This is a genomic window from Sulfitobacter pontiacus, assembly GCF_040790665.1.
In the GTDB taxonomy this organism is placed as follows: Bacteria; Pseudomonadota; Alphaproteobacteria; order Rhodobacterales; family Rhodobacteraceae; genus Sulfitobacter; species Sulfitobacter pontiacus.
In genome coordinates, this window is sequence record NZ_CP160849.1 from 1,001,159 (window position 1) to 1,018,927 (window position 17,769).

Annotated in this window: 18 protein-coding genes; 12 read left to right on the plus strand and 6 right to left on the minus strand. The window is 60.6% G+C overall.

Annotated elements, in window-relative coordinates; all coding sequences use genetic code 11:
- The first annotated feature begins 36 nt into the window (after nt 1-36).
- On the plus strand, nt 37-1,101 hold the full coding sequence (locus AB1495_RS04970; protein WP_074636433.1) for an A/G-specific adenine glycosylase: 1,065 nt from the start codon (nt 37-39) through the stop codon (nt 1,099-1,101).
- A gap of 78 nt (nt 1,102-1,179) precedes the next feature.
- Complete coding sequence (locus AB1495_RS04975; protein ID WP_074636435.1) at nt 1,180-2,331, plus strand: alkane 1-monooxygenase; 1,152 nt, start codon at nt 1,180-1,182, stop codon at nt 2,329-2,331.
- A gap of 151 nt (nt 2,332-2,482) precedes the next feature.
- Here AB1495_RS04975 and AB1495_RS04980 read toward each other — a convergent pair whose 3' ends face one another.
- The 3 genes from AB1495_RS04980 to AB1495_RS04990 all read right to left on the minus strand — a co-directional run bounded on the left by AB1495_RS04980 (nt 2,483) and on the right by AB1495_RS04990 (nt 5,067).
- A complete protein-coding gene (locus AB1495_RS04980) occupies nt 2,483-3,583 on the minus strand; it encodes a site-specific DNA-methyltransferase (protein ID WP_005850409.1) in 1,101 nt (366 codons plus the stop codon).
- Between the two features lie 101 nt (nt 3,584-3,684).
- Nucleotides 3,685-4,302, minus strand: a complete 618-nt coding sequence (locus tag AB1495_RS04985; protein WP_074636437.1) for a ribonuclease HII — start codon at nt 4,300-4,302, stop codon at nt 3,685-3,687.
- A gap of 186 nt (nt 4,303-4,488) precedes the next feature.
- Entirely contained in the window at nt 4,489-5,067 is a 579-nt protein-coding gene (locus AB1495_RS04990) for a hypothetical protein (protein WP_074636439.1), read from the minus strand.
- 189 nt (nt 5,068-5,256) lie between these two features.
- Here AB1495_RS04990 and AB1495_RS04995 point away from each other — a divergent pair, with 189 nt between their 5' ends.
- Both AB1495_RS04995 and AB1495_RS05000 read left to right on the plus strand, forming a co-directional pair.
- A complete protein-coding gene (locus tag AB1495_RS04995) occupies nt 5,257-5,550 on the plus strand; it encodes a hypothetical protein (RefSeq protein ID WP_009825534.1) in 294 nt (97 codons plus the stop codon).
- Complete coding sequence (locus tag AB1495_RS05000) at nt 5,522-6,226, plus strand: hypothetical protein (protein ID WP_244268940.1); 705 nt, start codon at nt 5,522-5,524, stop codon at nt 6,224-6,226. Before AB1495_RS04995 ends, AB1495_RS05000 begins: the two co-directional genes overlap by 29 nt.
- A 90-nt stretch (nt 6,227-6,316) precedes the next feature.
- Here AB1495_RS05000 and AB1495_RS05005 read toward each other — a convergent pair whose 3' ends face one another.
- The gene (locus AB1495_RS05005; RefSeq protein WP_074636443.1) at nt 6,317-7,342 is read right to left on the minus strand and encodes a LacI family DNA-binding transcriptional regulator; all 1,026 of its coding nucleotides are present in this window, start codon (nt 7,340-7,342) and stop codon (nt 6,317-6,319) included.
- Nucleotides 7,343-7,460: 118 nt separating this feature from the next.
- Between AB1495_RS05005 and AB1495_RS05010 the strand changes: the two genes are divergently transcribed.
- The 8 genes from AB1495_RS05010 to AB1495_RS05045 all read left to right on the plus strand — a co-directional run bounded on the left by AB1495_RS05010 (nt 7,461) and on the right by AB1495_RS05045 (nt 16,289).
- Nucleotides 7,461-8,483 carry a TRAP transporter substrate-binding protein gene (locus AB1495_RS05010; RefSeq protein ID WP_074636445.1) on the plus strand — a complete coding sequence of 341 codons (1,023 nt, stop codon included), beginning with the start codon at nt 7,461-7,463 and terminating at the stop codon, nt 8,481-8,483.
- 60 nt (nt 8,484-8,543) lie between these two features.
- Nucleotides 8,544-9,119 carry a TRAP transporter small permease subunit gene (locus tag AB1495_RS05015; protein WP_037942663.1) on the plus strand — a complete coding sequence of 192 codons (576 nt, stop codon included), beginning with the start codon at nt 8,544-8,546 and terminating at the stop codon, nt 9,117-9,119.
- Nucleotides 9,119-10,444, plus strand: a complete 1,326-nt coding sequence (locus tag AB1495_RS05020; RefSeq protein WP_074636446.1) for a TRAP transporter large permease subunit — start codon at nt 9,119-9,121, stop codon at nt 10,442-10,444. The genes AB1495_RS05015 and AB1495_RS05020 overlap by 1 nt, the downstream gene beginning before the upstream one ends.
- Before the next feature lie 10 nt (nt 10,445-10,454).
- Nucleotides 10,455-12,239, plus strand: a complete 1,785-nt coding sequence (locus tag AB1495_RS05025) for an IlvD/Edd family dehydratase (protein ID WP_074636448.1) — start codon at nt 10,455-10,457, stop codon at nt 12,237-12,239.
- Nucleotides 12,240-12,242: 3 nt separating this feature from the next.
- Complete coding sequence (locus AB1495_RS05030) at nt 12,243-13,148, plus strand: sugar kinase (RefSeq protein ID WP_074636449.1); 906 nt, start codon at nt 12,243-12,245, stop codon at nt 13,146-13,148.
- Nucleotides 13,149-13,241: 93 nt separating this feature from the next.
- Entirely contained in the window at nt 13,242-14,018 is a 777-nt protein-coding gene (locus tag AB1495_RS05035) for an aldolase/citrate lyase family protein (protein WP_037942656.1), read from the plus strand.
- A complete protein-coding gene (locus tag AB1495_RS05040; RefSeq protein WP_074636451.1) occupies nt 14,015-15,190 on the plus strand; it encodes an MFS transporter in 1,176 nt (391 codons plus the stop codon). Before AB1495_RS05035 ends, AB1495_RS05040 begins: the two co-directional genes overlap by 4 nt.
- A gap of 76 nt (nt 15,191-15,266) precedes the next feature.
- Nucleotides 15,267-16,289: an aspartate-semialdehyde dehydrogenase gene (locus AB1495_RS05045; RefSeq protein WP_005850430.1), complete on the plus strand. Its 1,023-nt coding sequence runs from the start codon at nt 15,267-15,269 to the stop codon at nt 16,287-16,289.
- A 99-nt stretch (nt 16,290-16,388) separates the two neighbouring features.
- Here AB1495_RS05045 and AB1495_RS05050 read toward each other — a convergent pair whose 3' ends face one another.
- A complete protein-coding gene (locus AB1495_RS05050; protein ID WP_005850432.1) occupies nt 16,389-16,988 on the minus strand; it encodes a hypothetical protein in 600 nt (199 codons plus the stop codon).
- Nucleotides 16,989-17,028: 40 nt separating this feature from the next.
- Complete coding sequence (locus tag AB1495_RS05055) at nt 17,029-17,679, minus strand: carbonic anhydrase (protein ID WP_037965419.1); 651 nt, start codon at nt 17,677-17,679, stop codon at nt 17,029-17,031.
- Nucleotides 17,680-17,769: the final 90 nt, after the last annotated feature.

Sequence of the window (17,769 nt, forward strand, 5' to 3'; positions counted from 1 at the left end):
ATCACCAGCCATACCCAACCGAAAAGGTTATAAACATTGCGTGACACCGACCCCTCCGGCGACCTCCCGCTGATCCTTCTGGAATGGTACGATGTCCATGCGCGCGCGATGCCTTGGCGCGTGCCGCCAGCGGCGCGGGCGGCGGGCGTGCGCCCCGATCCCTACCGCATCTGGCTGAGCGAGGTGATGCTGCAACAAACCACCGTCGCAACCGTCCGCGACTACTTCCAGCGGTTCACCGCGCGCTGGCCGACGGTCGCTGATCTGGCAGCGGCTGCGGATGCGGATGTGATGGGAGAATGGGCCGGATTGGGCTATTACGCCCGTGCCCGCAATCTGCTGAAATGCGCCCGCGCTGTGGTGGCCGATCATGACGGCCAGTTCCCCGCCGACCACGCGGCCTTGCTAAAGCTGCCGGGGATTGGTCCTTATACCGCTGCGGCCGTATCCTCTATCGCGTTTGATCTGCCCTTCACCGTGCTGGATGGCAATGTCGAACGGGTGATGGCGCGGCTTTATGACATCCACACCCCCCTGCCCGCCGCCAAGCCCGAGCTCATGGCACGTGCCGAGGCGCTGACCCCAACCACCCGCCCCGGAGATTACGCCCAAGCGGTGATGGATCTGGGGGCCACGATCTGCACCCCCAAATCCCCGGCCTGCGGCATTTGTCCTTGGCGCGATCCCTGCCTTGCCCGCCGCAACGGCACCGCAGCCGAGCTGCCAAAGAAGACCCCGAAAAAGCCGAAACCGATCCGGCATGGTACCGTTTATCTGGGGCAGCGGGCGGATGGCGCATGGCTGCTTGAGACGCGCCCCGACAAAGGGTTGCTGGGCGGTATGCTCGGCTGGCCCGGCACCGACTGGATCAACGCCGACACCCCGCGCCCGACCGGCACGCCGCCTGCTTCCGCCGATTGGCAGCCGCTCGCGGGCGAGGTGCGCCATACCTTTACTCATTTCCACCTGATGCTGACCGTCATGCACGCGCCCCTACCGGCCGAGGCGGATCCGGAGCGCGGGCATTTTGTGGCACCGGACGACTTCCGCCCCTCGGATCTGCCCACGGTGATGCGCAAAGCCTACGACTTGCTACGGTAGCGGCTGCACGTCATAGTTTATCGCAGCCAAACCTGTGCCCGTCCATCGGGCCCAGACACCCTCAAAAGGCCGTGCAGCATGACCTCGCCCACCACAAACCTAAGCACTGATCAGCTGTCGCAGTTCCGCCGTGCATTGCCCTTTGCCCTATCATTCGGGTTGATCCCGCTGGTCTGGATCTCGGCCACTGTTGGTGGGTGGACTGTGATCCTGATGCCGGTGGTCACATGGTACCTGTTTTCGATCATCGACGCGATTGCGGGGCTGAACCTTGATAACGCCGATCCGGACGCATCCGATGACGACCTGTTCTGGTATCGCATGATCACGACCGCGTGGATGCCGGTGCAGTTTCTCACGCTCTTCGGGTTGCTATGGTACGTGCCGCAAGCCGCGCATCTGTCCGGCTGGGAGAAAGCCGCCGTCTTCTTCGGCGTCGGCGTCATGACGGGCACCATCGGGATCAACTACGCCCACGAGCTGATGCACCAACGCAATAGACGCGAACGCTTCTGGGCCGATGCGCTGCTGGCGATGGTGTTGTATTCGCACTTCCGGTCTGAACATCTGCTGGTGCACCACCGCTATGTCGCCACCCCGCGCGATCCGGTGACCGCACGCTATAACGAAGGGTTCCACCGCTTTTACCCGCGCGTGCTGCGGCAATCGCTGGTGTCCAGCTTTCAGGCCGAAAAATCGATGCTGGCACGCAAGGGCAAACCCTGGACCGACCTGAGCAACCCGTTTTTCAAATACTGGGCGCTGCAAGCAGGCTGCCTGATCCTCGCCGTGGTCCTTGGCGGCTGGGTCGGGCTGGGCCTGTTCCTGCTGCAAGCGGGCGTGGCGATCTGGCAGCTTGAGCTGGTGAATTACATCGAACACTACGGTCTGACGCGCAAACATCTGGGTGAAGGCAAATACGAACACGTCCAGCCGCGCCATTCGTGGAACGCGGCGCATATGGCGTCAAATTGGCTGCTGATCAATCTGCAACGCCATTCCGACCACCACTATAAACCCGACCGGCGGTTTCCCGTGCTGCAAACCTATGGCGACGCAGAGGCGCCGCAATTACCCTATGGCTACCCCGTCATGACAATGGCCGCGATGCTGCCCTGGGTCTGGCGGCGTGTGATGAACCCGCGGGTGCGGGAATGGCGCCGGACCTACTACCCCGAGATCACAGACTGGGCCGAGTATAACGCGGGCAAGACCTCCTACCCCCGCTGAACATCGCTGAACCTTCCGGACCGCCCGAAACGAAAAAGACCCCGCCAATGAAAGGCGGGGCCAAGGTGAGTGTCCTTATAGGCACGCCTTCTCATGAGGCGGCAAGGACACCGGCGGTGTTCGTAAATAGGGTGTGAAACTGGGGAGAGGCCTAGTTGGCCATCTCCGCCCGGATCTGCTGGCGCAAGATATCGATCGGCACGCGTTTGCCGTCTTTCTTGTAGCACCAATATGTCCAACCATTGCAGCTTGGCGCTTTCTCATAAGCCGCACCGACTTGGTGGATCGATCCTTTGACCTCGTTCCCGACAAGCGTGCCATCGGCACGAACCTTGGCGGAATACCGGCCGTTCAGGGAATAAAGCTCTTCGCCCGGGCGCAGCATGCCACGTTCAACCAGCTGGCCAAACGGCACGCGCGGCTCGGCGCGTTTCGAGGTGGTGGTCTGCAACGCTTCTTTGTCGAACTTGCGCACGGATTTTATCCGCTTTTCGGCAACCTTGCGATACGCCTCTTCCCGTTCGATCCCGATAAAGTCGCGGCCCAGCATCTTGGCAACGGCACCTGTGGTGCCTGTGCCAAAGAACGGATCAAGCACGACATCACCGGGGTTGGTGGACCCCACAAGGATACGGTGCAACAGGCTTTCGGGCTTTTGCGTCGGATGCGCTTTATCGCCCATCTCGTCTTTCAGACGTTCGTGACCGGTGCAGATCGGCAGCACCCAATCACTACGCATCTGGATACCTTCGTTCAGCGCTTTCAACGCTTCGTAGTTGAAGGTGTATTTGGAATTCTCGTCCTTGCCGGCCCAGATCATGGTTTCATGCGCATTGGTAAAGCGCTTGCCGCGAAAGTTCGGCATCGGGTTCGACTTGCGCCACACCACGTCGTTCAAGATCCAGAAACCCGCATCCTGCAATGCGGCACCAACGCGGAAAATATTGTGATAGCTGCCAATAACCCAGATCGCGCCATTGGGTTTCAAAAGACGCCGCGCGGCTTTCAGCCATTCGCGGGTAAACTTGTCATAGACGGCAAAGCTGGAAAACTGGTCCCACGCATCATCGACCGCATCCACCTTTGAATTGTCGGGACGATGCAAGTCGCCACGCAACTGCAGGTTATAGGGGGGATCTGCAAAGATAAGGTCCACCGACTCTGCCGGAAGCGCATTCATCGCTTCGATACAGTCGCCAGAAATGATCGTGTTTAAAGGGAGTGCTGCCGCACCCTTGGTCATCGTCTTCATAATAGCTGCCTCTTGCCCGGCACATTGTGTGCTCTTGGTTATCCACAAGATGCCCCGACAGACGATTCCTGGTCAATTTCTTTTTTGAATCAAGTGGTTAGTTATTTATCTTGATACAACATGTTGTGTACGGGTTTGAACAAACGTCTATGGTGTGGGGTCACACCAATTTTCTGCAACGCCTCCATGTGCTTTTTCGACCCGTATCCCATGTTGGTTTCCCAGCCATATCCGGGGTGCTGTTGCGCCAAGGACAACATGACACAATCTCGACATATTTTGGCCGCAATTGAGGCCGCGGAAATCGACTGCGACCGAGCGTCTCCCTTGATCACGGTTTCGGCAGGCAAGGTCAGATCGCGCGGGATCATATTGCCGTCGATCAACGCATAATCGGCGGGGATCTTCAGCCCCTCCAGCGCGCGCAGCATGGCAAGGTGGCTCGCCCTCAGGATGTTGAGCTCTTCAATCTCTTCGACCGAGGCATGGGCAACGCTGACATCTGCAACCTGCAAAAGCTCTTCATACAGGCGTTCTCGCGCAGGTTTGCTCAGCTTTTTTGAATCGTTCAGCCCCTCGGGAATGCGATCCGGGTCCAGCACCACGGCAGCGGCAGTGACCGGCCCCGCCAAGGGCCCGCGCCCCACCTCGTCCACGCCGGCGACCCGCTCAAAGCCGCGCGCATGGGCGGCCCGTTCAAATTCAAAATCTGGTTTCATGACCCGTGAAAACCCCAACCCGCACCAAAGCTCAAGCCCCGCCCAAGCGAATTGTGACCTTGCGAAGACTGCGATGTCACAATCGCAAAAGATATCCACAGCACATAAGAAAGGGAGGGATGCCCGAACATCCCTCCCTTCCCCGCCCGAGAGCATCGAAATGCCCCCGGTATTGGCACGCTGAGATTAACCGCGCGCCAAACTGTATCCCGCGCCACGCAGGCAGCGGGCGTCATACCCATAGCGGGTGCCCCGATGGGTCCGGATCTGCTGCGCGCATTGCTGCGGCAGACGGTTGGCATGACGGAAATTATTCTCAAGACAGCGGCGGCCGAACATCAGCACCTGACCGCGACGCGTGTCGAAGCTCTGGAAACACTGTTTGGGCAGCAGCTTGGCGTTTGCATGGGTGCGATGCTGCTTGCGCTTGTAGCCCTTGGGCAGCGGACGCGGCTCTACCCGGTGGCGCGATTGCGGCGCGCGGTAGACGGGCACGCGCTCGGCCCGTGGAGGGCGTGGGGCGCGGTACACAGTGTTTGGCGCATGGCGGTGCTTTGACACTTCCTGCCGTGCACGTTCCTCGTCGCGCTTGTTCTTGTCGTGAATGATCTTGCCGACAATGGCCACACCCAAAACACCGACCGCGATTTTTGCCAGATCCCTGTTGCGGTCGCCCGCGGCGGCGGGTGCAGCAGTAAAGGCGGTGATAGCGACGGCTGCGGCTGCAATCGAGGCGATGAATTTATGGTGCAATGTAAAGCGCATTGTCTGATCCTTTCGGTTGGGGGCAACATAGGAAGCACCCCATGCAAAGCCATCAAGAGCGAGGCCGTGGGATCAAACTGGCCGCACCCCCCTCAGACAGGCAATAACACCCCCCTGTTATCGAATAACAAAGCGGTACAGACCCAATGGATATTGAATATCCGCCCAGATCGGCGCAGTCTGATCGTCATGAAACACATCCTCCTTTCCCTGGCTGCTGCGGGGCTTCTGGCCCTCTCCGCCCCCTCTGCCCAAGCGGCGGAATGTTTTGCCGATTACAAGGCAAAGCAGGAAAACCCCTTGCGCCTGCATTATGGTGTGGCGCAGGTATCCGGTGACTGCAGCCGTGCCTCGGCGCAGGCCCAATTGACGGACCGGCTGGCTGCAAATGGCTGGACGTTGCTGACGATCGTCTCTGTCTTTGGCAAGGATGGCCTAAACCAAAGGAAAGCGAGTGCCGGACCAAATTTCCTCCGCTTCTGAGATGCGCCGCACGGGCGGGCGTTTTGTCGGCGGTGGTATCGCGGCCGTTGTGGCGATCATTCTGATCGGCGCAGGGCTGTTGCTATGGGCCTTGCCCGACGCCAATGCCTTTAACGCGCAGGTCGAACGCATCTTTGTCGAGAACGACGATCTGACTACTCAGGCCGAAATCAAACTGCTTGAAATTCTTGCACAATCGGGCACCGCGTTTTCAGAAACCCTGTCGAGCTACCGGATCGTGATCATCGTGCTGCTGGTCTTTGCGACGGCCATGCTGGTCGCGGCGCTGGTGTTCCTGATCATGCTCGTGGGCTTCAACCGCCGCATGGCGCAGATCGAACGGGTGGGGATACAAGTAAACTCGCTCCTGATCAGCCGCGAGGAAAACACCGTCTACCTCAACAACCTCGGCTTCAAACTGACCGCCGCCGCGATGGAAACGATGTCGGTCCTTGCCGAAGCGCGCATGGATGACGACGTGCTCTCAGGCTCCGAGATCGAGGGCATGATCTCGGGCCGGACCGCCGCTGATTGCGACGAAGCAGCAGGGGCCACGCGCATCAAACGTCTGCGCGATACATTGGGCAACCAGATCGTGTCGGAACTGCTGGTCAAGAATATCGCGCGGCGCGGCTATATGCTGGCCATCGACAAAGAGGTGATCAAGGTCATCTGACCTCTTCATTTTGCCCTGAAAACTCCGGGGGAGTCGCGCCTGCGCGACGGGGGCAGCGCCCCCTGCCCGGTCTCGTGTCATCCGCGACATTCACCCCCGCCTTGTCGACCCGCGCTTTATCAGCTCCACGCCGAGCCGGATATGCGGCGTTTGGATGGCCGCGCGGTCGGCGATTGCGTCCCGAAGCAGGGTCATTGCCCCTGCGCCGACCTCATAGCGCGGCGTCGCGACAGAGGTAATACCCGGGTTCAGGTGCCGCGACATTTCAAGGTCGTTGAAGCCGCAGATACCCAGATCGTTGGGGACGTTGATGCGACGGCGTTCGGCCTCGAACAGCGCGCCGGCGGCGAGGTCGTCGTTATTGCAGAACACAGCATCGGTGTCTGGCGCTTGCGCAAGAAGATCGCTCAGCAGTTGCCCGCCCATACCCACCGAGGACGGGTAGGTCGTCGTAATCACGCGGGTCGGGTCATACACGCCGCGCGCCTGCGCTTCGGCTGTGAACCCCGCAAGCCGCGCCTGCGAGCGCGGGTCCATTCGTGCGCCCAGAAATCCGGGCTTTTTGTACCCCGCATCAATCAAGTGCCGCGTGCCTTCGACCGCACCATCGTAGTGTGAGAACCCGATCAACAGATCAATCGGAGAGTCCGACACGTCCATAATCTGCACAACGGGACAGGGGGCGGACTTGAGCAGGGTCCGTGCGGCGTCGGTTTGGTCGATCCCTGCCACAATCAGCCCCGCCGGACGCTGACGCAGGAAGGTGCGCAAAAGGTTTTCTTCTTTGCTGGGGCTATAGCGGAAATTACCGATTTGCACCGATAGGCCCGACCCGTCGATCACATCGTAAACGCCGCGCAAGACGTCAGAAAACACCGCGTTGGTCAGCGATGGGACCAGCAGACCCACCACATTTGTCCGCTCGGACGCAAGCGCCGAAGCGGCTTGATCCGGTACATACCCAAGCAGTTCGATCGCAGCCTGAACCTTCTTTCGCACACCAGCCGAGACCATGTCGGGGGCACGAATCGTCCGCGATACCGTGATAGCGCTGACACCGGCCTCTGCCGCGACTTCATTCAACGTAACCCGCTTGTATTTAGTGTTCTTTTCCATGTGATGAAACCTATCACGTGCGCAGGTCCTTGTGAATAGTTGACAGATGACAGCGCTGTCATTAGCGTCCGCCCATCGTCACCGTTTACGGTCACGACTTTTTAGGGAGGATAAACACATGCGCTTTACCGCTAGGCTTCTGGCCGCAACCGCACTTGTCAGCGCCGGGCTGGCCGGTGCCGCTGCTGCACAAGATTTTTCGCTCAAGTTCCAGTCATCTGATCCGGCAGGCAACGCCAACTTCTTGCTTCAGCAAGAATGGGCCAAAGACGTCGCCGCCAAAACCGACGGCCGCGTCGAGGTCGATCTGCTGCCCGTTGAAACAATCGTCGCCCATACTGAATCTCAGGATGCCGTGGCGGCTGGCATTATTGATGGCCACGTCACTGATACCTCTTATTTCGCAGGGAAAGAGCCGGCGTTTGGTCTGATTGCCAATCCGGTCGGGGCATGGTCAGACCCGCAGCAGATGTTCGACTTTATGGAGAACGGCGGCGGCAATGAGCTGATGAACGAAATGCTTGAACCCTACGGTTTGCATTTCATCGGCGCGACCACCCCCGGCCTCGAGGCGTTTCTGTCGAAGGTGCCACTGGACGGTGTGGACGATCTGAAGGGGCTGAAAATGCGCGCCCCCGAAGGCATGGTGCAGAAAGTCTTTGCCGCGGCGGGCGCGTCTCCGGTCAACCTGCCTGGCTCCGAGGTGTTCACCTCGCTTGACAAGGGCGTGATTGACGCGGCGGATTATACCGTCTTCTCGACCAACCACGCGCAGGGCATGCATGACGTGGCGAACCATCCGGTATATCCCGGCTTCCACTCCATGCCGCTGGTCGAGGTGTCGATCAACAAAGGTGTATGGGATTCGATGCCCGAGGATATCCAAAGCGCATTGGTGGAGTCCGTAAAAGACTTCCGGCAGCTCCAGGTGTCGACCTTGGCCGAACGTGACATGGCCGCGGCGAAAGAAGCCGAAGCCAACGCCGATATCACCGTGCACAATTGGTCCGATGAAGAGCGTGCGAAATTCCGAGCCTTCGCCAAGACCGAATGGGAGAAGGCGGCCGAAGCATCCGACGCATCGCGCAAGGTCTATGACACGCTGACCGCCTATCTCGAAGAAAACGGGCTGCTGAAATAAGCGCCGAAGCACCAGCACCCTTCCGGACAGACCGGAGGGGTGAACGCTCGGGAGGGGCATATGCAAGACAGGACAGATCCCAACGTTGCGGCCAGCGCACCAGTGGATATTGACGCCCCCAAGGGGGCGATCCCGGAGGCCGGGCTGCTAGGGCGCGGCATCGACCGGATCGGCATCCTTTTTGCCTTTGCGATCCTCGCCTCTGCCGCGATCCTCGGGATCGAGGTGGTCTTGCGCTATGTCTTTGACGCCCCGACGATCTGGGCGCATGAGACGGTGATCTTTCTGAACGCCACCGCTTTTGTCTATGGGGGGCTCTATGTTGTATCGCGGGATGCGCATATCCGTGTGGTCCTGATCTATGACTACCTGTCAGCCCCGTGGCGGCGCATTTTCAATGTGGTGATTTCGCTGGTCTGCCTCGTGGCGACGGCCTTCTTCGGCTGGGCCGCATGGCAAAGCCTTGTGCGTGCGGTCTGGACGCCAACCGGTGCGATCCGGCTGGAAAGCAGCGGCAGCGCATGGGATCCACCCACGCCGGGGATGCTTAAAATCTTTCTCTTTACAATTCTCGTGGTCATGGCCGTGCAGTTCGCTGTGCTTGCTTGGAACTACATGACAAAACAGGACCGGTGATGGACCTTCTCGCAGCGCTGTTCGACTTTAAGGCCATGGGGATCGAAGTGGCGACAGGGGCGATGTTCGTCACCTTGTTCCTGCTGCTGATCACCGGCATGCCACTGGCTTTCGTGACCCTGCTCGTGGCGCTGATTTTTGCGCTTGGCTGGTTCGGGCCGATGGCCGTGCCGTTGATCACCAGCCGCATCTTCAGCTTCGTCAATTCCTTCGTCTTCGTGTCCGTACCGATGTTCGTGTTGATGGCCGCGATCCTGGATCGGTCGGGCATTGCACGTGATCTGTTCGACGCCATGCGCGTCGTCGGTGGCCGCCTGAGGGGCGGCATTGCGATCCAAACCTTGCTGGTCGCCGTGGTACTGGCCGCGATGTCCGGCATCATCGGCGGAGAGGTAGTACTGCTGGGTCTGCTGGCACTGCCCCAGATGTTGCGGCTTGGCTATGACCGGCGTCTGGCCATCGGCGTATGCTGCGCGGGCGGGGCCTTGGGGACAATGGTGCCCCCGTCCATCGTCTTGATCATCTATGGTCTGACGGCGTCCGTCTCTATCGGGGATCTGTTCACCGCGTCCTTCCTGCCCGGTCTGATGCTGGCAAGCTTCTATATCATCTACGTGCTGGTGCGGGCCTACATGAACCCCGACATCGCCCCGATCCCGGAACCGGACGAGACCTCGACAGCCGAGAAGATGCGTCTGCTCAAAGGGTTGATCTTGCCAATCATGGTGGTGATCTTTGTGCTGGGGTCGATCTATGGCGGCATTGCCTCGGTCACCGAAGCCTCTGCCATCGGGGTGATCGGCGTGACCCTGTCCACGATGATCCGCGGCGAATTCACCACAGAGCTGATGGTGGGCGCGGCCAAGCGGACCCTCGCGACCGTCGGGATGATCGTCTGGATCGGGATCGGCGCCTCGGCACTGGTCGGGGTCTTTAACCTGATGGGCGGCATCACCTTTGTCTCTAACCTGATCACCGGCGTGTCCGACAATCCAACCGTGATTGTCTTGTTCATGATGGCGATCCTCTTTGTCCTTGGGATGTTTCTGGACTGGGTAGGGATTGCGCTGCTGACCATGCCGATCTTTGTCCCGATCATTCGCGATCTTGGTCTTGATCCTGTGTGGTTCGGTGTGGTCTTCGCCATGAACATGCAGGTCAGCTTCCTGTCGCCGCCCTTTGGTCCCGCCGCCTTCTATCTCAAGTCGGTGACACCACCCGATATCTCTTTGGGAGAGATCTTCCGTTCTCTCCTGCCCTTCATTGCCCTTCAAATCCTCGCGCTTGCTATTCTCATTGCCTTCCCTGGCGTGACCGGCCGCTGAAAGACGAATTATGACCGACACCAAATCTCTGCGCTCCCGTAAGTGGTTCGACAATCTCGACGATCCGGAGATGACCGCGCTCTATATTGAACGCTACCTGAACTACGGGCTCACGCTTGAAGAACTGCGGTCAGGCAAGCCGGTGATCGGGATCGCGCAGACGGGCAGCGACCTGAGCCCTTGCAACCGCCACCATATCGAGCTGGCCAAACGGACCCGCGACGGGGTCATCGCCGCCGGAGGCATCCCGATGGAGATTCCGGTGCATCCTATCCAGGAAACCGGCAAGCGTCCGACCGCGATGCTGGACCGTAACCTCGCCTATCTTAGCCTCGTCGAAAGCCTGTATGGCTATCCGATCGACGGCGTCGTGCTGACCATTGGCTGTGACAAAACCACGCCGGCGCTGCTGATGGCAGCGGCGACGGTGGGCATGCCCGCCCTGGCCTTCTCTGTCGGGCCGATGCTGAACGGCTGGCACCGGGGCGAACGCGCAGGATCGGGGTCGGTGATCTGGCAGGCGCGGCAAGAGCTGGCGGCCGGCACAATTGACGCCGAAGAATTCCTCGAGATCGCGGCCTCTTCCGCCCCCTCGGTCGGGTTCTGCAACACGATGGGCACCGCGTCGACGATGAACTCCCTGTCAGAGGCTTTGGGCATGCAGCTGCCCGGCGTTGCCTCTATCCCCGCACCTTACCGCGAACGCGGGCAAGCGGCCTATCATACGGGAAAACGGATCGTTGATATGGTCCATGCAGACCTGCGCCCGGCCCAGATCATGACCCGCGAAGCCTTCGAGAATGCCATCGTCGTCAACTCCGCACTAGGCGGTTCAACAAATGCGCCGATCCACCTCAATGCCATCGCCGCGCATCTTGGCATCGCGCTGAGCAACGGAGACTGGGAGGAATTCGGCCACGCCGTGCCCCTCCTCGTCAATATGCAGCCGGTCGGCACCTATCTGGGCGAGGACTTCCACCGCGCGGGGGGCACAGCCGCTGTGATCGGTGAATTGTTGCGGGCCGGGCTTTTACCACATCCCGATGCGCTGACTGTGACCGGTCAAACGATCGCCGAACTCTACACCGACACGCCGATCCTTGATGAGGATGTGATCCGCCGCGCGGCGTCACCGTTAAAACCCAATGCGGGTTTCCTGAACATGCGCGGCAACCTGTTCGACAGCGCCTTGATGAAAACCTCTGCCATCGACGCGGGCTTTCGGGCGCGCTATTTCTCGAACGCACAAGAGGCTTTTGAAGGCCGTGTCGCGGTATTCGACGGACCAGAAGACTTTCACGCCCGCATCGATGACCCCGCGTTGGGGCTGACCGATGACAGTGTTCTGGTGATGCGTGGCGCAGGGCCCAAGGGCTATCCCGGCGGGGCCGAGGTGGTGAACATGCGCCCGCCAAGCTATCTGATCAAACAGGGCGTCCGCGCCCTGCCATGTATCGGCGACGGGCGGCAGTCGGGCACCTCTGGCTCGGCGTCGATCCTGAATGCGTCGCCCGAAGCTGCGGATGGGGGCGGGCTTGCGCTGTTGCAAGACGGCGATCCGATCCGGATCGACCTGAAACAGCGCCGCGTTGATGTGCTGCTGGATGAAACCGAGCTTGCCGCGCGCCGCGCGGCCCTTGACGCTGCGGGGGGCTATGCGCAGCCAGAAAGCCAATCCCCCTGGCAAGAGATCTTCCGCGAGAAGGTACGCCCCTTCTCCGAAGGTATGGTCTTTGAAGGTGCTACCGAATACCGCGACATCACCAGCCGCGGCCTGCCGCGCAACAACCACTAACCCATGCGCGACTTCGATATTATCTGCATCGGCGAACCGCTGGTCGAGTTCAACCAGATCAACGGGACGCAGTGGCACCAGGGATTCGGTGGTGACGTGTCAAACGTCGCCATTGGCGCTGCCCGCCTCGGCGCGCGCAGCGCCATCGCAACGCGCTTGGGCGACGATGGTTTCGGGCAAGAGCTTCGCAAACTCTGGAGCCGCGAGGGCGTCGATGCCTCCTGCGTTGCGACGGATGCATCGGCCCCGACGGGGCTCTACTTCGTGCGCCACGGGTCAGATGGGCACCGGTTCGAATATCGTCGCGCGGGATCTGCTGCCAGCAGAATGACCGCAGACAGCTTGCCTGTTGAGGCCATAGCGCGCGCCCGGTTCACCCATCTGTCGGGCATCACTCTGGCGATCAGTGCCAGCGCGCGCGATGCCGGTCTGGACGCGATGCGTATCGCACGGGCGGCCGGACGGCAGGTATCTTTCGATCCGAACTTGCGGCTGGCGCTCTGGCCCCTTGAGAAAGCCCGTTCCGTGATTACCCAAGCGCTCGGGCTGGCGGATATCGCGCTGCCTGGTCTGGATGACGCGCGCCAGATTACGGGTCTGGACACCCCCGAAGACATCGTGCGGGCATTTCATAAAATGGGGCCGGACATAGTCGCCCTGACCCTCGGAGAGGACGGCGCACTTCTGGGGCACGCCGGGACGATAACGCATATCCCCGGCGTTCGGGTCACAGCCGTCGACGCCACAGGTGCCGGAGACTGTTTCGACGGGGCTTTCCTGACCCGCCTGTCAAAAGGTGACACCCCCGAAGCCGCATGCCACTACGCCGTCGCGGCCTCTGCGCTGTCTGTCCAGGGCTACGGCGCCGTCGCCCCGCTGCCCGCAGTTGCCGACATGGCGGCGGGTTAAGCAAACGCCTGCGCGACGGGGGCCGCGCCCCCTCTGGACACTCCGTAATGCTTGACCCTAGGGTACGCCGAAACAGCACCAAGGATCATGCCCATGCCAGCCCCCTTCAACGCGTTCAAACAGGCTTTGAAACAAGGCGATACCGTCTTTGGCTGCTGGTTGGGTCTTGCGGACACCTATAGCGCCGAACTGATGGGGACAGCGGGTTTTGACTGGCTGGTCATTGACGGGGAACACGCGCCGAACGACCTGCGCTCTATCATGGCGCAGCTTCAGGTCCTTGAAGCCTCTGACAGCCACCCCGTTGTGCGCGTCCCCGTGGGTGAGACTTATCTGATCAAACAGATGCTGGATGCGGGGGCGCAGACCCTGCTGGTGCCTATGGTGGATAACGCCGATCAGGCCCGCCAGCTGGTGCGCGATGTCACCTATCCGCCTCACGGCGACCGCGGCGTCGGCTATGCGCTGACCCGTGCCGCGCGTTTCTCGCAGATCGCGGATTACGGCACCACGGCGGATGATGAGATCTGCCTGCTGGTGCAGGTCGAAAGCGTGAAGGGCCTTGAGAACCTGAATGCGATCCTCGCGGTCGACGGGATCGACGGCGTGTTCATCGGCCCTGCGGATCTGGCGGCTGATATGGGGTACATGGGCAATGCGCTCCACCCCGATGTACAAGACGCGATCATGACCGCGCTGCACAAGATACACGCGGCGGGCAAGGCACCGGGCATCTTGTCGACCCACGACGACATGACCCGCGACGCGCTTGAGGCCGGGGCGCAGTTTGTTGCGGTCGGGGCGGATGTTCTGCTGCTCAGCCACGCGGCGCAAGCGCTTGCGGGCAAATGGCGTGACACACTGACATGACACGCGGGGTAGCTTTGTTGGGGCTGGGCTATGTGCTCAGCCAGTTTTTCCGTGCCTTTCTGGCCGTGCTCAGCCCATCACTGCGCGTTGATCTGGGGGCCACGCCCGAAGACCTCGCCTTTGCGTCGGGGCTTTGGTTCTTCTCCTTTGCGGCGATGCAACTGCCTGTGGGATGGGCGCTGGATACAGTCGGGCCGCGGCGCACGGCGGCCAGCTTGCTGCTGGTGGGCGGAGGCGGCGGGGCGGCTTTGTTCGCGGTGGCGACGCAGCCGCTGCACATCAATCTGGCGATGGTTCTGATCGGGATCGGCTGTGCGCCTGTGCTGATGGGAGCCTACTATATCTTTGCGCGTGAATTCGCACCAAGCCGCTTTGTCGTGCTCGCCTCCGTCATGGTGGGCATCGGCACGCTTGGCAATCTCGTCGCATCCTATCCGATGGCGATTGCGGCGGAAACGATCGGCTGGCGCGCGTCGCTTTGGGGGCTTTGCGCCATCACCACGCTCACGGCGGTTGGCATCTGGAGCGTCGTGCGCGACCCCGCCACCCCCGAAGGGGAGCAACGCGGCAGCCTTCTTGGCGTGTTCAAGATCAAGGCGCTGTGGTTCATCTTTCCCATCATGAGCGTCAGCTACGCCCAGGTCGGCGCGTTGCGCGGGCTCTGGATCGGGCCCTATTTCGAGGATGTCTTTGCCGCGAACGCTCACCAGATCGGCTGGGCGACCCTATTGATGGGGATCGCGATGGTGGCAGGCAGCCTTGCCTATGGCCCGCTGGACCGCGTGATCGGCAGCACGAAATGGGTGATTGTCGGGGGCACGGCGCTGAACCTCGCGGCCTTGGTGGCGCTTATGCTTTTCCCCGACAGCGGCATCATTCTTGCCACGGCGCTGATGGCCGCTGTCGGTTTCTTTGGCGCGACCTATGCGGTGATCATCGCCCACGGCCGCAGCTTTATGCCGCCGCAGCTGGTCGGGCGGGGCATGACCCTGTTGAACCTGTGCAGCATTGGGGGCGTTGGCGTGGCGCAGTTCCTGTCGGGCCGCGTCTATGCGGCCAGCCAGCCTGCCGTCACCGCGCAGGCCCCCTATGTGATGATTTTCACCCTGTTTGCCGCGCTCATGGCAGCGGGTCTGTTCGTCTACCTGTTTTCCCGCGATGCAGGCGAATAGGCCGCGCCCCCTTCCCCCGCGGGCCCAAGCGGTATAAGAGGCCCGCACCATCACATTTTAGTATTGGAGTTTTAAGATGGGTTATCGCGTCGTCATCGCGGGTGCCACAGGCAATGTGGGCCGTGAAATGCTGAACATTCTGGCCGAGCGCCACTTCCCTGTAGACGAAATCGTGGCACTTGCCTCGCGCAAGTCTATGGGATCCGAAGTCAGCTTTGGCGACAAGACGCTCAAGACGAAAGACTTGGATACGTTCGACTTCACAGGCTGGGATATGGCGCTGTTCGCCGTCGGTTCGGAAGCGACCAAAAAATACGCGCCCAAGGCCGCCAAGGCCGGTTGCGTGGTCATCGATAACTCGTCGCTGTACCGCTACGATCCGGATATCCCGCTGATCGTGCCAGAGGTGAACGCCGACGCGATCCACGATTATTCCAAGAAAAACATCATCGCGAACCCGAATTGCTCGACCGCGCAGATGGTTGTCGCGCTCAAGCCGCTGCACGACCGCGCCACGATCAAACGTGTTGTCGTGTCGACCTACCAGTCGGTGTCCGGTTCGGGCAAAGACGGCATGGACGAACTGTGGGACCAGACCAAATCGATCTACAACCCCACCGACGACAAGCCCGCGAAGAAGTTCACCAAACAGATCGCCTTTAACGTGATCCCGCATATCGACGTCTTCATGGACAGCGGCGACACGAAAGAAGAGTGGAAGATGATGGTAGAGACGAAGAAAATCGTCGATCCCAAAATCAAGGTCACAGCGACCTGTGTCCGCGTTCCGGTCTTCGTGGGCCACGCCGAATCGATCAACATCGAGTTCGAAGAGCATCTGGACGAGAACGAGGCCCGCGACATCCTGCGCGAAGCCCCCGGTATCATGGTGATCGATAAGCGCGAAGACGGTGGCTATGTCACCCCCGTTGAATGTGCGGGCGATTTCGCAACCTTCATCAGCCGCATCCGTCAGGACAGCACGATCGACAACGGTCTGAACCTGTGGTGTGTCAGCGACAACCTGCGCAAGGGTGCCGCATTGAACGCCGTGCAGATCGCGGAACTGCTGGGCCGCGAAGTGTTGAAAAAAGGCTAAGCGCCCCCTGATCTTTATGTCGGGAAAGGCCAGTGCGATGCGCTGGCCTTTTTCATCTCCGGCATGTCCAGATCAACGCTGCCGCGGGCGCTTTGGCCATCAGGCGGCGCTCTGTTTGTCTGACAGCGTGGCAAAGTCGAACCACAGCTCTTGTTGCCGGTATCCGCCCTTGATCAGATGCCCGCGTCGCAGCACCTCGGGAAAGTCATCGGCCCAGTCACGGTAGCGGTCATTGCTCACGACAACCGCCCCCATCTCGCGCGCGGCGGTCAGGATGAAGGGATCGGCCGGCGATCCGCTTGGCACGACCATCACCTGATCCACCGGCAGCTTCAGCATCGCCGCCAGCGCCGCATCATCTTTGTAAGCGTTCGTCAGCAGATGCCCTGCGTTGGCATCAAAGACCACGCCTGTCTTGAAGCCAAGGTCTTTCAGAGTCCGCACCACGTCCTGCACGGGCGTGATCAGCGGCGTGCCGCCCCACCAGTACATGACGTTTGACCCGTCAATCACCACCGCCCCACGGGCACTGCGCCGGGATTGCCCCGCCAACCAGACCCGCGCCTCGCGCAGGAGCAAGATGGCGCTGGCGATGGCACAAGGCCCCGCCAGCAAAACCAGATCCCCCCAAACCGGTTGGGAGGTCGCGATGACCGTACCAATGATCGACACGGTCAGCAAAAGCGCAGGAACGATCACGCGCAGGTGCCGCCGGAACCGTCCCTGTCAGACCAGCCCATTATACGGGCCGGAACATCTCTTTATCGGCGCTATAGCACTCAAGCCCGCCCTCGCCGATGTTGTGCCACAGGCCATGCAACGTCAGCTCTCCCGCTTTGACCTGCTGCGCCACAAAGGGGAACGTCATCAGGTTCTCAAGAGAGGTCATAACAGCGTGTTTCTCAAGCTGGCGCGCCTGCTCTTTCGGGTCTTCGATGTCCGAAACCGCATCGTATTTCGGGCGCAGGATATCCATCCACCGACCGACAAAGCTGTCTTTGGCATCCAGCGCTGGCGCGTTGCCTTTGCACATGTCCAGACAGCCCTGCACACCGCCACAGCTGGAGTGACCGAGCACGATAACATGCGCGACTTTCAACGACTGAACCGCATATTCAACCGCGGCCGACGTCCCGTGCTGCTGCCCGTCAGGCTGGTAAGGTGGCACCAAGTTGGCGATATTACGGTGAATAAAGAATTCACCCTGATCCGCCCCAAAGATCGATGTTACATGCACCCGGCTATCGCAGCACGAAATGATCATCGCACGAGGATGCTGCCCGTCGCTGGCCAAACGGCGGTACCATGCCTCGTTTTCAGCGTAACTGGTTGCTTTCCATCCGTGATACCGTTGAACCAGATAATTCGGGAGCGGTTTCGCGTTATCCATCTCTGTCTCGCCTTTACTAAATTTTAGCCAAAATACTCTGAATTCGCATCGTATTCGAGCGAAAACGCACACGGCCGTAAACGAATTGGA

Bases quoted from the DNA above. Each gene is read 5' to 3' on its own strand.
- AB1495_RS04975 (WP_074636435.1), top strand. From the start codon at position 1,180: ATGACCTCGCCCACCACAAACCTAAGCACTGATCAGCTGTCGCAGTTC.
- AB1495_RS04980 (WP_005850409.1), bottom strand. From the start codon at position 3,583: ATGAAGACGATGACCAAGGGTGCGGCAGCACTCCCTTTAAACACGATC.
- AB1495_RS04985 (WP_074636437.1), bottom strand. From the start codon at position 4,302: ATGAAACCAGATTTTGAATTTGAACGGGCCGCCCATGCGCGCGGCTTT.
- AB1495_RS04990 (WP_074636439.1), bottom strand. From the start codon at position 5,067: ATGCGCTTTACATTGCACCATAAATTCATCGCCTCGATTGCAGCCGCA.
- AB1495_RS04995 (WP_009825534.1), top strand. From the start codon at position 5,257: ATGAAACACATCCTCCTTTCCCTGGCTGCTGCGGGGCTTCTGGCCCTC.
- AB1495_RS05005 (WP_074636443.1), bottom strand. From the start codon at position 7,342: ATGGAAAAGAACACTAAATACAAGCGGGTTACGTTGAATGAAGTCGCG.
- AB1495_RS05010 (WP_074636445.1), top strand. From the start codon at position 7,461: ATGCGCTTTACCGCTAGGCTTCTGGCCGCAACCGCACTTGTCAGCGCC.
- AB1495_RS05015 (WP_037942663.1), top strand. From the start codon at position 8,544: ATGCAAGACAGGACAGATCCCAACGTTGCGGCCAGCGCACCAGTGGAT.
- AB1495_RS05020 (WP_074636446.1), top strand. From the start codon at position 9,119: ATGGACCTTCTCGCAGCGCTGTTCGACTTTAAGGCCATGGGGATCGAA.
- AB1495_RS05025 (WP_074636448.1), top strand. From the start codon at position 10,455: ATGACCGACACCAAATCTCTGCGCTCCCGTAAGTGGTTCGACAATCTC.
- AB1495_RS05030 (WP_074636449.1), top strand. From the start codon at position 12,243: ATGCGCGACTTCGATATTATCTGCATCGGCGAACCGCTGGTCGAGTTC.
- AB1495_RS05035 (WP_037942656.1), top strand. From the start codon at position 13,242: ATGCCAGCCCCCTTCAACGCGTTCAAACAGGCTTTGAAACAAGGCGAT.
- AB1495_RS05040 (WP_074636451.1), top strand. From the start codon at position 14,015: ATGACACGCGGGGTAGCTTTGTTGGGGCTGGGCTATGTGCTCAGCCAG.
- AB1495_RS05045 (WP_005850430.1), top strand. From the start codon at position 15,267: ATGGGTTATCGCGTCGTCATCGCGGGTGCCACAGGCAATGTGGGCCGT.
- AB1495_RS05055 (WP_037965419.1), bottom strand. From the start codon at position 17,679: ATGGATAACGCGAAACCGCTCCCGAATTATCTGGTTCAACGGTATCAC.